Annotated in this window: 15 protein-coding genes; 11 read left to right on the plus strand and 4 right to left on the minus strand. The window is 39.3% G+C overall.

Annotated elements, in window-relative coordinates; all coding sequences use genetic code 11:
• Positions 1-62: 62 nt before the first annotated feature.
• The 9 genes from RM553_RS09690 (at position 63) to RM553_RS09730 (ending at position 6,758) form a co-directional block, all read left to right on the plus strand.
• Positions 63-587 (plus strand): HD domain-containing protein, encoded by a 525-nt coding sequence (locus tag RM553_RS09690; protein WP_311534721.1) that lies wholly within the window; start codon positions 63-65, stop codon positions 585-587.
• A 45-nt stretch (positions 588-632) separates the two neighbouring features.
• The gene (locus tag RM553_RS09695; protein ID WP_311534722.1) at positions 633-1,070 is read left to right on the plus strand and encodes a thioredoxin family protein; all 438 of its coding nucleotides are present in this window, start codon (positions 633-635) and stop codon (positions 1,068-1,070) included.
• Positions 1,070-2,062 (plus strand): FAD:protein FMN transferase, encoded by a 993-nt coding sequence (locus RM553_RS09700; RefSeq protein ID WP_311534723.1) that lies wholly within the window; start codon positions 1,070-1,072, stop codon positions 2,060-2,062. Before RM553_RS09695 ends, RM553_RS09700 begins: the two co-directional genes overlap by 1 nt.
• On the plus strand, positions 2,059-2,268 hold the full coding sequence (locus RM553_RS09705) for a DUF4266 domain-containing protein (protein ID WP_311534724.1): 210 nt from the start codon (positions 2,059-2,061) through the stop codon (positions 2,266-2,268). Before RM553_RS09700 ends, RM553_RS09705 begins: the two co-directional genes overlap by 4 nt.
• Positions 2,253-3,590 (plus strand): DUF3570 domain-containing protein, encoded by a 1,338-nt coding sequence (locus RM553_RS09710; protein ID WP_432271456.1) that lies wholly within the window; start codon positions 2,253-2,255, stop codon positions 3,588-3,590. Before RM553_RS09705 ends, RM553_RS09710 begins: the two co-directional genes overlap by 16 nt.
• 20 nt (positions 3,591-3,610) lie before the next feature.
• Positions 3,611-3,916: a heme-binding domain-containing protein gene (locus RM553_RS09715; RefSeq protein WP_311534725.1), complete on the plus strand. Its 306-nt coding sequence runs from the start codon at positions 3,611-3,613 to the stop codon at positions 3,914-3,916.
• 85 nt (positions 3,917-4,001) lie between these two features.
• Positions 4,002-4,136, plus strand: a complete 135-nt coding sequence (locus tag RM553_RS09720; protein ID WP_311534726.1) for a hypothetical protein — start codon at positions 4,002-4,004, stop codon at positions 4,134-4,136.
• Positions 4,137-4,604: 468 nt separating this feature from the next.
• Positions 4,605-4,880 (plus strand): hypothetical protein, encoded by a 276-nt coding sequence (locus RM553_RS09725; protein WP_311534727.1) that lies wholly within the window; start codon positions 4,605-4,607, stop codon positions 4,878-4,880.
• 405 nt (positions 4,881-5,285) lie between these two features.
• The gene (locus RM553_RS09730) at positions 5,286-6,758 is read left to right on the plus strand and encodes a vWA domain-containing protein (RefSeq protein WP_311534728.1); all 1,473 of its coding nucleotides are present in this window, start codon (positions 5,286-5,288) and stop codon (positions 6,756-6,758) included.
• A gap of 159 nt (positions 6,759-6,917) precedes the next feature.
• On the opposite strand, the gene rpmA is transcribed toward RM553_RS09730, so the two are convergent.
• The 3 genes from rpmA to RM553_RS09745 all read right to left on the minus strand — a co-directional run bounded on the left by rpmA (position 6,918) and on the right by RM553_RS09745 (position 8,286).
• Complete coding sequence (gene rpmA, locus RM553_RS09735) at positions 6,918-7,178, minus strand: 50S ribosomal protein L27 (RefSeq protein WP_311534729.1); 261 nt, start codon at positions 7,176-7,178, stop codon at positions 6,918-6,920.
• A 29-nt stretch (positions 7,179-7,207) separates the two neighbouring features.
• The gene (rplU, locus tag RM553_RS09740; RefSeq protein WP_311534730.1) at positions 7,208-7,705 is read right to left on the minus strand and encodes a 50S ribosomal protein L21; all 498 of its coding nucleotides are present in this window, start codon (positions 7,703-7,705) and stop codon (positions 7,208-7,210) included.
• Between the two features lie 116 nt (positions 7,706-7,821).
• Positions 7,822-8,286: a DUF4199 domain-containing protein gene (locus RM553_RS09745; protein ID WP_311534731.1), complete on the minus strand. Its 465-nt coding sequence runs from the start codon at positions 8,284-8,286 to the stop codon at positions 7,822-7,824.
• Positions 8,287-8,460: 174 nt separating this feature from the next.
• Here RM553_RS09745 and RM553_RS09750 point away from each other — a divergent pair, with 174 nt between their 5' ends.
• Both RM553_RS09750 and RM553_RS09755 read left to right on the plus strand, forming a co-directional pair.
• On the plus strand, positions 8,461-9,783 hold the full coding sequence (locus RM553_RS09750) for a M16 family metallopeptidase (protein WP_311534732.1): 1,323 nt from the start codon (positions 8,461-8,463) through the stop codon (positions 9,781-9,783).
• Positions 9,784-9,803: 20 nt separating this feature from the next.
• On the plus strand, positions 9,804-11,873 hold the full coding sequence (locus RM553_RS09755; protein WP_311534733.1) for a M16 family metallopeptidase: 2,070 nt from the start codon (positions 9,804-9,806) through the stop codon (positions 11,871-11,873).
• 51 nt (positions 11,874-11,924) lie between these two features.
• On the opposite strand, the gene RM553_RS09760 is transcribed toward RM553_RS09755, so the two are convergent.
• Positions 11,925-12,830, minus strand: a complete 906-nt coding sequence (locus RM553_RS09760; RefSeq protein WP_311534734.1) for a DMT family transporter — start codon at positions 12,828-12,830, stop codon at positions 11,925-11,927.
• Between the last annotated feature and the right edge of the window lie 104 nt (positions 12,831-12,934).

Raw genomic sequence — 12,934 nt, forward strand, 5'->3', positions numbered from 1 at the left:
TATTGATTGATGAAGTAAGATTGCATTGCGAAAATCTCTTATCGGCACCACGCTGTACGTCAATGCCATATCATAATCTGGATCATACCCGGCAGGTTGTAGAGCATATAGCAACTATAGGAAATTTTTTAAACCTCCCTGCAACGTTTATGGAGCCGGTAATTATTGCCGGCTGGTTTCACGACATTGGATTTCTAAAATCTTATAAACAGCATGAGAAATTTAGTATCTGCCTGGCTTCCCGTTTCTTATTTTCCAAAGGGTTTTCGTTTTCCAAAATTAAAAAGATTGAAGAATGCATTGCTGCCACTCGTATGCCACAGCAGCCTCAAAACCTGGAAAGTAAAATTCTTTGTGATGCAGATATTTTTCATTTAGGAACTTCTGATTTCTTTGAAAGAAATCAATTGTTAAGGGAAGAATGGAAAATTATCTTCAATCATCATTACTCTGAAGAAGATTGGCTGGCTATGAACATAAGTTTCCTTGAATCCCAAAGATTTTCGACCTCCTTCGGAAGAGAAATTTTGGAGAAAGGAAAATCACAAAATATCGCACAATTAAAAGACAAATTGCTAATACTCTAAAAAAATAGGCATTAAAAAATAATGCCGGGTGAATACAGAAAAAATATGAAGAAACTAATCATAATATTTATAGTTTTATTCAGCTTTCAGATAACTGCTGCACAGGAATGGAAAACAGATTTTGAAACTGCGAAAAAGGAAGCGGCAAAAGAGGACAAACCTATTGTTCTTGTTTTCCAGGGATCGGACTGGTGTGCGCCGTGTATAAAACTTACCAAAGAAATCTGGAGCACAGAAGAATTTAAAAATTATGCCCAGGACCATTACGTGATGTTGCTGGCAGATTTCCCACGTAGAATCAAAAATGCCCTTTCTGAAGAGCAACAGGCAAAAAACGATAAACTGGCAGAAAAATATAATTCCAGAGGATACTTTCCATACGTGGTGATTTTAGATGAAAAAGGCAGGGTCTTGGGAGACGCCGGGTATAAAAAAACGACACCGAAGGAATATATCGCCATGCTTAATTCATATATAAATTAATGACTGGTAAAAAACTGTTATTCATAGTATTCTTATTAACGGTTCTTTCTGCGGAAGCCCAGCAAACCACCATCAAACGAACCCTGAAGTTAATGGGCAGCCGGTTTGATATTACGGTTGTGGCACTGGATGAAGCCGAAGGAAATAAATATATAGATACCGCTGTTGCCGAAATTAGCCGGATTGAAAAGATGATCTCTTCCTGGGATCCATCTTCAGAAACTTCGGCTGTTAATAAAAATGCCGGCCTACGTCCGGTTAAGGTCAGCAGCGAACTCTTCGAATTGATTAAAAGAGCTAAGGGAATTTCAAAACTTACCGATGGCGCTTTTGATATTAGTTATGCTTCCATGGACAGGATCTGGAAGTTTGATGGCAGCATGAAAACGATGCCTTCCGAAGAAATGATAACAGCTTCAGTTGAAAAGGTGGGATTCGAAAATATTATTCTTAATGAAGCAGAACAGAGCGTTTTCCTGAAATTACCAGGAATGAAGATTGGTTTTGGCGCTATTGGGAAAGGATATGCGGCAGATAAGGCCAAAGCTTTACTTCAGCAAAAAGGAGTCGTAGCAGGAATCATAAACGCTTCCGGAGATATGAATACCTGGGGCGAACAGGTTACCGGGCAAGCATGGAAAGTTGCCATTACCAATCCGCTGGATAAAAACAAGGCTTTTGCCCTCTTGCCTGTGAATAATGAAGCGGTGGTAACCTCCGGAGATTATGAAAAATTTGTAGAATTTAACGGCACCCGTTATTCTCATATTATCGCTCCCAGGACCGGCTATCCGGCCACCGGCATTATTAGCGTTAGCGTTTTTGCCCCCAAAGCTGAACTGGCCGATGCCCTGGCGACCTCGGTATTTGTAATGGGTAAAGAAGTGGGCCTAAACAGGATAAACCAGCTACCAGAAATTGAATGTATAATTATTGATTCTGAAGGGAAGATTTTCACTTCAGATCATATAGAAATCAATGCATATAAATGATTAAAAAAATAATATGCGGGATTGGTGTGGTAAGCCTTTTTTCCTGCTCTGCAGTTAAAGAATACGAGAAGGTTTACATTAACGATCCCGATATGGTTTTGGGAACAAAGAAACTGGACCGCTTTCAAACAAATTTCCATTCTTACCGGGAAGCAGCTTCCGGTGCCAATGGAGGAAAAACAGGAGGAGGATGCGGGTGCAATTAAAACTTAAATTCAACCTGCTGGTATTTTTCGCTATTTTCGGAATTTTTAGTGTTTCTGCCCAGGAGCAGGTTTCCGAAGAAAACGCTTATAAGAAAAGGGTTCTGGAAAATACCGAAATAGATTTCCTAACCAGCTATTATTCGCAGGACGGTGAAAACGCCGCGGTTTCCGGAGGAAAAGGAACCGAGGAACTTACAGATTTCACTCCTACTATTGTGGTTTCCATTCCGCTGAATGCAGATGATGTGTTAACGATTGATGCCGGGGTTTCCGCTTATACTTCAACCTCTTCGAGCAATGTAGACCCTTTTGATGGCTCGGGGCCGGCAGATCCTTTTACCGCTTCTTCAGGTGCTTCTCAAAGTGATACCTGGGCGAATCTTAATGCTACTTACAGCCATAGTTCCAATGACCGCAACAAGATTTGGACGGCTAATTTTTCCGTAGCAAGTGAATATGATTATTTTTCTCTAGGTTTTGGAGGAAGTTTCACAAAATTGTGGAACGATAAAAATACAGAACTCACCGTAAACGGGAATGTATTTCTCGATACCTGGAATCCCATTTACCCCTATGAATTAAGGCCGTTTGGTGAACATGGGAAAAGGCTCGGCGATGCATTATTTTCCCGCTACCATATCACCGGAAATGCCGGTTATAATCCTGTTTTTTCTGAATTTACAGATAAAGGGCGAAATTCATATTCATTAGGCTTTAATTTTTCCCAAATCCTAACAGAAAGAATGCAGGCTTCCATTGCGTTAGATCTTGTGCAGCAAAGCGGATTGTTGTCTACACCCTTTCAGCGGGTGTATTTCAGAGATATAGAAAATTCGTTTATTGAAGATTTCCAATTAGCCGATGCCATTGAGCAATTACCTGATAACCGCCTTAAAGTAGCGGCCGGCGGAAGACTAAATTATTACCTGAACGAAATCTTTGTATTAAGGGGATATTACCGGTTTTATAATGATGACTGGGGAATCCAATCTCATACAGCAAGCCTTGAAATCCCCATAAAGTTGGGAACCAAATTCACCTTATATCCCTCATATAGATATTACATGCAAACCGCAGCCGATTATTTTGCAGGTTATGAAATGCATACTTCCAGTGAAGAGTATTATACTTCAGATTACGATTTATCCCGGTTTTCAGCTAACCAATATAGCTTTGGGGTAAATTATACCGATATTTTTACACAATTTCATCTGTGGAGCTTACATATGAAAAGTATTGACCTGCGATATTTGTATTATAAGCGAAACTCCGGGCTGAAATCAAATTTAATTTCAGCAGGAATAAATTTTATCGTTGAGTAGGTAATTTTAAGTTTTTTAAGGTGGCGAAAAAGAAGAAAATAATCAAATCAGGATTAATTGTACTGATAATAATTTTGCTCGGCCTGCAGTTTTTCAGGCCTGAGAAAAATATTTATAACGAAGTTCCTACAACAGATATCGCCAAAACTGAGAATATGTCCAAAGCAGTTTCAAATATTCTAGTGGAATCCTGTTATGACTGCCACTCAAATAATACCGCTTATCCCTGGTACAATAATATTGCGCCGGTAAACCTTTTTTTAAATAATCATGTTAAAGATGGCAAACGCCATCTTAATTTTTCTGAATGGGCTAACTTTGGATAAAGCGGATTGATTTGGGTCTAAACGCTTGGCTGGATTCCGGCTAATGTATTTGCGAGCTTTTAGATAACTCGATAAAATTCTACCAATGGCTGCAGCAAGACTAAACTTTGGAGCGGATGACGTTGTTGGCAGGAAATTACTACGACATATTGAAAAGTTATTTTCTAAATCAGGAAAACTATCAAAACGAGCTACTTTTCAAAATGCTAAACGTATTTAGCCAGAATTTCATTATTATTACACTTCTTCAAAAACAGGTAAATGAGAAAAATTCAGGTTGGATTTTTAATGTCTTACGATTAGAGACTGCTTAATAATTCACTTCCGCTGACATATGAAGAAGCCGATCTATCACCATAGCTCTCAATAAAAATTTAAATACCTGGTCCGGACAAAATTTTAGAGTTGAGGAAAGCTTTTTTAACTGGCTTACTTCTTATGATCACCGGAATAAGATAGAGGTTTATCGTGATAGTTTTTACGACCCGCATCTTAATGTTATGGAAAATAAGGTGAGAGAACTAAAGATGGGAGCCGGAAACTGAATTATCCAAATAGACAGCGATGAATACTTTGTAAATTTTAAAGATTACCAAAGAACTAAAGCGAAGAAATTGTATTTAAAGGAGCCGCAGAAAACCAGATCCAAATTGCCGGCTACTATGTGAACCTATATAATATACCAAAGATGACATATGTTTCCCGGTTGCGAAATAAAAAGTTTGCGACTAATTACCCAAATTATGTTACCGGGAGAACTACAAAAAAGCAGGTGATCTACATCCCTACACTGGTAATACATGAATGCCTCTCCCGTAGTGAAGAAGAAATCAGGACTAAACTTAACAACTGGGGACATTCCCACCAAATGAGCACAGAGGATTTCCTTAAGAAATGGAGAGAAGTTAACCAGGAAAATTATCATAAGTTCAAAAACCTATTTTATCTGGAACCTGAAACATGAAAAAAGCTGAATTTTGTCCACGGAGAAACTATTACAGAAATCACCGGCAATCTGGATTTAGAAAAATTAATGCCTTCCAAATTGTATATTTTAAAGAAGAACATTGGGCAGTGGTTCAAATTTTTATTTAAGTAGTTTTTTTGAGTACATCTTCTATTTGCTAAACCGGCATTGGTAATGCTCATAAATCAAAAGCCTCAGTGATATCGGAATAAATCACGTATAAAAAAACAGAAAAATAAAATTATAGCCGGCATAGCATCATTTTAAAAACATGAACAGCTTTAATATTTCTCATGTTTTTTTCTCCACTTAAAGTCGGGCTTCCCTGTCTATAAAATCGATTGATGCACCCACGCAACTATTTTAATATTTCTGCATCTATTAAATAATAACCTCTTAGACATGAAAAATTTAAAACGCTTTCTGATTTTATTTGCTTTAATCCAGCTCTCCTGCGAAACAGATCAAACCGGTACAGAAAGGTACATTGGCAATGAATCGTATGGCCCCGGAATAATTTCATTACCGGGAGATTCGTACAACGAATATGAAGAAAATCAGTTTATTTACACTGCAGAAGAACCTGTTTCAACTTTTTCAATAGATGCTGATGGCGCCTCTTACGCGAATGTAAGAAGGTTCATTATGCAGGAAAACCAGCTACCTCCTAAAGGAGCAATTAGAACTGAAGAACTGATCAATTATTTCAACCTTGATTATAACTTTAACAATGATTCCCACCCTATTGCTCTCAACGGGGAGATTAGCCGTAGCCCATGGAATAATGCCAACAAACTCGTACGCATTGGCATAAAAGGCAAATCTATTGAAAAAGCAGGCCTGCCATCTTCGAACTTCGTTTTTCTAATTGATGTCTCAGGCTCCATGGGCAGCGAAGATAGACTGGAATTGCTCAAAAACGGTTTCAAATATTTTGTAGATGAACTGAACGATGAAGATAAAGTAGCAATTGTGACCTATGCCGGTTCTGCAGGGGTGATTTTGGAATCTACTCCGGGGAGCGAAAAACAGAAGATTAAGAATGCTATAGATCAGTTAGGTGCGGGAGGCAGTACGGCTGGTGCACAAGGTATTGTAACCGCTTATGAAATAGCTCAGGAAAACTTTATTGAAAATGGAAATAACCGGGTGGTGATTGGAACTGACGGGGACTTTAATGTAGGTATTTCCAGCCAGGAGGAACTTGTAGACCTTATTGAAGAAAAAAGGGAATCCGGAATTTTTATAACAGTACTTGGAGTTGGCCGGGGTAACTTAAACGATGCGGCACTGGAACAAATAGCCAACAACGGAAATGGCACCTACGAATATCTGGACAACCTTGAGCAACTTCGAAAGGTTTTTATCTACGACTACAATAAATTTTATACTGTAGCTAAAGATGTAAAAATACAGGTAAACTTTAACCCGAAAAATGTTGAAGCCTACCGGCTTATAGGATATGAAAACAGGATCTTAAATGAAGAAGACTTTGAAGACGACCAAAAAGATGCCGGCGAAATTGGTGCCGGGCAGAATATAACTGCACTTTATGAGATTATTCCTGCCGCTAACTCTGATTTTGAGCTACCGGCTTTTACTATAGATTTTCGATACAAGCAACCAGCCAGTAATACAAGTTCAGCTATGGAATTAGAGATATTTGACGATGAAAATTCTTTTGAACAGTCCTCTGATTATATGAAATTTACGGCAAGCATATCTTCTTTTTCTATGCTATTATCAGATTCCCAGTTTAAAGGCTCCAGCAGCTATGATAAAGTACTATATTGGTTAGATGAAGTAAATCTTCCCGATGAACATGGTTTTAAAGCTGAGTTTAAACAGATCGTTGAAAAAGCTAAGGGGCTATGAGTTTTATACAAGATGATGTGGTTTTTACTTCCGGAAAAGGAACCAGCGAAGCCTGACGACACATTGAAATGCCTAATATAATCCTTTCAATGGATTGATTTTATAACAAAAAAGCCTCCGGTTGTCCGGAGGCTTCATCTTATTTCGAAAAGAAATTCCCTATGCTTCAAATGGTTCTACAGAAACATAAGATTTATTATCTTTCTTTTTAGTAAATTTCACTACACCGTCTACTTTGGCGTGTAATGTATGGTCTTTCCCTGCATACACATTCTCACCTGGATTGTGTGCAGTTCCTCTTTGTCTTACTATGATATTCCCGGCTACGGCAGCCTGTCCTCCAAAGATCTTAACACCTAAGCGTTTCGATTCTGATTCTCTACCGTTCTTGGAACTACCAACTCCTTTTTTGTGAGCCATCTTATTTCAGTTTTAAAATATTAATAAAATTAGCTTAATGCAGCAATCAGTTCTGCTTTTTTCATTGAAGAATACCCTTCAACTCCTCTGTCTTTAGCCATTTCTTTTAATTCCACAACAGTTTTGCTGTTTAGGTCTTCAGAAGTGCTATCAGATTTAGCTTTGGTTTCTTCTTTCTTTTCAGTCTTTTCTGAAGAGGAAGATTTCTTACCACCTTTAAGGGTGATATCTCCAATCTGGATTTCAGTTAAAGCCTGGCGGTGACCATTCTTAACACGGTAACCTTTACGTCTTTTCTTCTTAAAAACAATTACTTTGTCCCCTTTTAGGTGACGGGTGATTTTTGCTCCTACAAGAGCGCCTTCTATAGCCGGGGCGCCAAGAGTAACATCGTCACCATCACCGGCAAGAAGAACTTTGTCAAAAGAAACGTCGTCTCCTTCTTCTCCCGCCAAACGGTGTACAAATACTTTCTGGTCTTTTGCAACTTTAAATTGCTGCCCTGCTATCTCTACAATTGCGTACATAGCGTGTTTAATTAATTAAATTTATTTATCTAAAGATAATCTCGCTTATTTATAAGCGGGTGCAAATATAATTCTAATTAATTAATTAGCAAAGCCTTTATCTGTTTTCTGAAAATTTATAAACGATGTTTATTTCCTTCTTTAGTATTCCACGATCTTTTGAAAAGTTGCATATAAGTAAGTGTAAGGGCAACAGTGGTAGAAGCCCCCATAAGTGCCACTCCAAAGATCACCAGGCCGAGCGGGGTTTCATATTCAGATTCCCACATGCCGACCAGTTCATGGAAAAATTCCGGATTGATATCTGCAGCATAAACAGCGAAAAAGACCGTAAAAAGGATAGTGGCAACAAAGCCTGTATACATTCCGGTGGCGAAGCCTTTTTGGTATTTGAATTTATCACCCTTCTTATCCCTGTATTTTTTTATAGCTAAATACATTCCAGCTGCGGTAATTACCGCGTTAAATAGACTATAAGCAGGAAAAACATTCAACCCGAAAAGCGATAAGATCAAAAAATAGGCAATTAACGCAATAGCTGTAAAAATTCCGTATTTTAAGGGGATGCTTAGTTTATTCATGATCAAACTTATTTGATATAAATTTCAGGAAAATATGACGCAATATGCCTTAACAGCATGTTAATTTTGTTTTTTAACCCTATATAACAGGGGCTTTTCAATAAAAGTCATAATCCTGTAACATATAGAACATTTCATATCCTTATATTGTGCATTAAAAAAAACTGTTAAAAAATGATCCACAAGATTACCACATTGGCCATAGCCCTTTTTATTGGGAGCTATGGTAACGCCCAGGAGGTAGAATTTACCGAGTATAACCTTGATAACGGCCTGCATGTGATTTTACATCAGGACAACACTGCCCCGGTAGTTGCTACTTCAGTAATGTACCATGTTGGCGGGAAAGACCGGGAAGAAGGCAGGACGGGTTTTGCCCACTTTTTTGAACACCTGCTGTTTGAAGGAACCGAAAATATTCCAAAAGGCAAATGGTTCCAAATTGTAAGCTCCAATGGAGGGAGCAACAATGCCAATACCACCAATGACAGGACTTACTATTATGAAATTTTTCCTTCCAATAACCTGGAACTGGGCCTTTGGATGGAATCCGAACGGATGATGCACCCAATAATTAAACAGGAAGGTGTAGACACCCAAAATGAAGTGGTAAAGGAAGAACGAAGAATGAGATACAATAATTCTCCTTACGGCAACCTGTTACAATCTGTTTCATCAAATCTTTTCGAAAAGCATCCATACAAAGATCCAAACGTAGGATACATGGAAGATCTTGATGCTGCAACGCTTGATGAATTTAAAGAATATTTCGACAAGTACTATGTACCTAATAATGCTGTTTTAGTAGTGGCCGGGGACATTGATATTTCCAAAACAAAGAGAATGATCCAGGATTACTTCGGCCCTATTCCTTCAGGGGAAGAAATCAACAGGAACCTCCCGGAAGAAGAGCCAATCACAGAGCAGATTAACGCTACTGCCACAGATCCAAACATCCAGATTCCTGCCACCGTTCTTGCTTACAGAACTCCGGAATTTACCGATAAGGACTCTTATATCCTAAACATGATTTCCGATTACCTGAGTGGCGGGAACAGCTCCAAGCTTTACAAAAAGCTGGTAGACGATCAAAAACAGGCGCTACAGGTAGCCGCTTTTAACCTTGAGCAGGAAGATTACGGGATGTACCTCATATTCGCCCTTCCGCTGGGAGACACTTCTTTAGAAACCCTTAACCAGGAAATGGAAGAGGAAATCGCCAAACTCAGAAATGAACTTATTTCTGAAAAAGACTTTCAGAAACTTCAGAATAAAGCCGAAAGCGACTACGTAAATTCAAATTCCAGCGTTGCCGGAATAGCCAATTCTTTAGCCCGTAATTACCTGTTATACGGGGATACCGATCTTATAAATGAAGAAATTGAAATTTACAGATCAATTACAAGAGAAGATATTAAAAGAGTGGCCAACGAATATCTTAAGCCTAACCAAAGAGTGGTTCTTGAGTATTTACCAGAAAGCAGCAACGTAGAATAAAAAATTAAATTTTAAGAATAATGAAAAACAATATATTAGCTTTTGCACTCCTCCTTTTCATCTCTGTTGGAGCCAGTGCGCAAATAGACCGAAGCACACAACCCGAGCCAGGCCCGGCTCCAAAAGTAAATGTAGAAAAGCCAAAAAGTTTCACCCTGGATAACGGACTAAAGGTCATGGTTGTTGAAAACCACAAACTTCCCAGAGTTTCCATGGCGCTAAGATTGGACAACCCACCTTTTACCGAAGGAGAAAAAGCCGGCGTTTCCGGACTTACAGGAGACCTGCTTGGTACAGGAACGCAAAACATCTCCAAAGATAAATTTAACGAAGAAGTAGATTTTCTTGGGGCAAGGCTTAATTTTTATTCCAGCGGGGCTAATGCCAATGCTCTTTCTAAATATTTCCCAAGGATCCTGGAGCTAATGGCAGACGGAGCTTTGAATCCTAAGTTCACTCAGGAAGAATTTGAAAAAGCCAAGGACAGGCAAATCGAGAACCTAAAGGCAAGCCAGAAAGACGTAGGCTTTACTGCCTCCAGGGTAAGATCTGCCCTTGCCTATGGCAAAGAACATCCTTACGGCGAATTTACCACTCAGGAAACAGTTGAAGGTATTAGCCTTGAAGATACCAAGAATTTCTACCAAAATTACTTTGTACCACAAAATGCTTATCTGGTTATAGTGGGAGACGTGGACTATAGCAATGTAAAAAAGCTGGTAAAGAAAAATTTCAACAGCTGGGAAAAACGCAGCCTTCCTGAAAACAATATTCCTGAAGTAACCAATGTGGATAACACGCAAATTGATTTTGTGGATATGCCAAATGCGGTGCAAAGTGAAATTGCTGTTGTAAATACCATAGACCTAAAAATGAAGGACGAGGATTATTTCCCTGCTCTTCTAGCCAATAAAATCCTTGGTGGTGGCGGGGAAGCCCGTTTATTCCTTAACCTTAGGGAGGATAAAGGCTATACCTACGGTGCCTATTCCAGGACTGGAAATGACAAATATGGCGCGGCTACTTTTGTTGCCAGTGCAAGTGTAAGAAACGCGGTGACTGACAGTGCTGTAGTGGCTTTTTTAGATGAAATCTATAAAATGAGAAATGAGCAGGTTAGTACAAAGGAACTGGAAAATGCGAAAGCTAAGTACACCGGAGATTTTGTTTTGTCTTTGGAACAACCTGCGACCCTTGCCAGCCTTGCTTTAGATGTGGAAACCGAAGATTTACCAGAAGATTTTTACGAGACTTACCTCCAAAGGATCAATGAGGTGACCGTTGAAGATGTTGAGAGGGTTGCCAAAAAATATTTCCTTGCCGACAACGCCCGCATAATTGTGGTGGGAAAAGGCAGTGAAGTACTGGAAAACCTGGAGAAAGTTTCCTATAACGGGAAAGATATTCCGGTGAAATATTATAATAAATATGCGGAACCTACCGAAAAGCCAGATTACAATAAAAACATGGATCCTTCCATGACTGTTGAAAAAGTATATAACAAGTATATTGAAGCTATTGGTGGCGAAGACGCCGTAAATGATGTGGAAAGCGTAGTTATAATTGCTGAAGCAGAAGTACAGGGCATGAAATTGGGCCTTGAAATGAAGAGGACCAGCGAAGGAAAACTCGCCCAGGAAGTCTCTATGGGAGGAAACACAATGAATAAACAGATATTCAACGGAGAAACCGGATTTATTTTGGCACAGGGGCAAAAAATCCCTTATACCGACGAGCAAATTAAAGCTGCCAAAGCCGATGCCTCTCCTTTTCCTGAACTTGATGCAGCAGGCGCAGAACTAAAAGGAATAGAGCAGGTAGATAGGAAAGATGCTTATGCAATAGCTCCCAGTGAAAACCAAACTGTGTACTATGATGTGGAAAGCGGTTTAAAAGTAAAATCTGTGAAAACAGTAAGCCAGGGAGGGCAAACCATGAGTGTTCCAACCGGCTACAGTAATTATCAGGAAGTAAGCGGTGTAAAATTTCCTTACACAATCACGCAGTCTGCAGGACCTCAGACATTTGAATTTAATGTTAGCGAGATTCTTGTAAATGAAGGCGTAGATGCTTCAGATTTCCAGGAATAGTTTTTTATTAATGTTGGAAAAGCCGGTTTTCTATAAAGAAGCCGGCTTTTTTTATACGGCCTGTTTCCTCTTTTTTGTATAAAGGTTCTTTGCCCGGTTCACAATAAAAACCCCTAGCAAAATAACTGCCGCTGAAAACAATTGCCAGAAGCTAAATACCTCGCCATCCAGAATTCCCCAGCCCAAAGCCACCACAGGAATGGTATAGGTAGCGGAAGTGGTAAAAACAGGATCTGAAATTTGCACTAATCTATTGAAGATAATCATGGCTACTCCGGTGCCAATTATTCCTAATATCGCCACAAAGCCCATGGAAGAAATAACTTCAGGCCCGGGAAATTCCGAAGAGAAAAATCCGGAAAACCAGAGCATCCCCAGTGCAGGAAAAAGCAATACAAAGAAGTTTCCTGCTGCTATCCCTAATGCTGAAATGTCGCTCATGTAAGTCTTCAGGATATTCACATTTATGGCATAGAATCCTGCAGCCAAAACCACCAATCCGGAGTAAAAGTAATTCTGGCCAGGATTTACACTTGCTCGGCTAAGAATTAACCCGGCTGTTCCTAATAACCCAATTACCACCCCAAATAATTTATTCTGCGTAAAAATTGCTTTAAAGAAAAGTCCGCCAAAAATAAGAGTAAGTAAGGGTGTCGTGGCATTAAGGATAGAAGCAATGGCGCTGTCGATTTCTGTTTCAGCAAAAGAGAAAAGATAAACCGGAAAAAAGGAGCCAAGAAAACCTGAAATTACAACCCACTTCCACTGCTGTCTTGTTAATTTCAGGATAGATTTAAAGCCCACGAGGATGAGGAACAAAGCGGCAAAAATAATTCTGAAGGAACCTACCTGCAAGGCCGACAGGCCCACAAGCCCTTTTTTAATAAGGATAAAGGAACTTCCCCAAACAAGGGAAAGCAAGATCAGGTAAATCCATTTTAAATTTTTCGCAGGCATTACAAAGTTTTAGAGCGCAAAAATCGAAATTCCTGCGAAGCTTCAAAGCATTAAATAAAGTTTTTCCTCTTTCGGGAGCCTAATTTCTTCCGCAGAAATATTTG

It is taken from the genome of Autumnicola tepida (assembly GCF_031846485.1).
GTDB classification, from domain to species: Bacteria; Bacteroidota; Bacteroidia; order Flavobacteriales; family Flavobacteriaceae; genus Autumnicola; species Autumnicola tepida.

Excerpts from the sequence above, each read along its gene's own strand:
- RM553_RS09690 (WP_311534721.1), top strand. The coding sequence starts at position 63 with ATGCCATATCATAATCTGGATCATACCCGGCAGGTTGTAGAGCATATA.
- RM553_RS09695 (WP_311534722.1), top strand. The coding sequence starts at position 633 with ATGAAGAAACTAATCATAATATTTATAGTTTTATTCAGCTTTCAGATA.
- RM553_RS09700 (WP_311534723.1), top strand. The coding sequence starts at position 1,070 with ATGACTGGTAAAAAACTGTTATTCATAGTATTCTTATTAACGGTTCTT.
- RM553_RS09705 (WP_311534724.1), top strand. The coding sequence starts at position 2,059 with ATGATTAAAAAAATAATATGCGGGATTGGTGTGGTAAGCCTTTTTTCC.
- RM553_RS09710 (WP_432271456.1), top strand. The coding sequence starts at position 2,253 with ATGCGGGTGCAATTAAAACTTAAATTCAACCTGCTGGTATTTTTCGCT.
- RM553_RS09720 (WP_311534726.1), top strand. The coding sequence starts at position 4,002 with ATGGCTGCAGCAAGACTAAACTTTGGAGCGGATGACGTTGTTGGCAGG.
- RM553_RS09725 (WP_311534727.1), top strand. The coding sequence starts at position 4,605 with ATGACATATGTTTCCCGGTTGCGAAATAAAAAGTTTGCGACTAATTAC.
- RM553_RS09730 (WP_311534728.1), top strand. The coding sequence starts at position 5,286 with ATGAAAAATTTAAAACGCTTTCTGATTTTATTTGCTTTAATCCAGCTC.
- rpmA (WP_311534729.1), bottom strand. The coding sequence starts at position 7,178 with ATGGCTCACAAAAAAGGAGTTGGTAGTTCCAAGAACGGTAGAGAATCA.
- rplU (WP_311534730.1), bottom strand. The coding sequence starts at position 7,705 with ATGTACGCAATTGTAGAGATAGCAGGGCAGCAATTTAAAGTTGCAAAA.
- RM553_RS09745 (WP_311534731.1), bottom strand. The coding sequence starts at position 8,286 with ATGAATAAACTAAGCATCCCCTTAAAATACGGAATTTTTACAGCTATT.
- RM553_RS09750 (WP_311534732.1), top strand. The coding sequence starts at position 8,461 with ATGATCCACAAGATTACCACATTGGCCATAGCCCTTTTTATTGGGAGC.
- RM553_RS09755 (WP_311534733.1), top strand. The coding sequence starts at position 9,804 with ATGAAAAACAATATATTAGCTTTTGCACTCCTCCTTTTCATCTCTGTT.
- RM553_RS09760 (WP_311534734.1), bottom strand. The coding sequence starts at position 12,830 with ATGCCTGCGAAAAATTTAAAATGGATTTACCTGATCTTGCTTTCCCTT.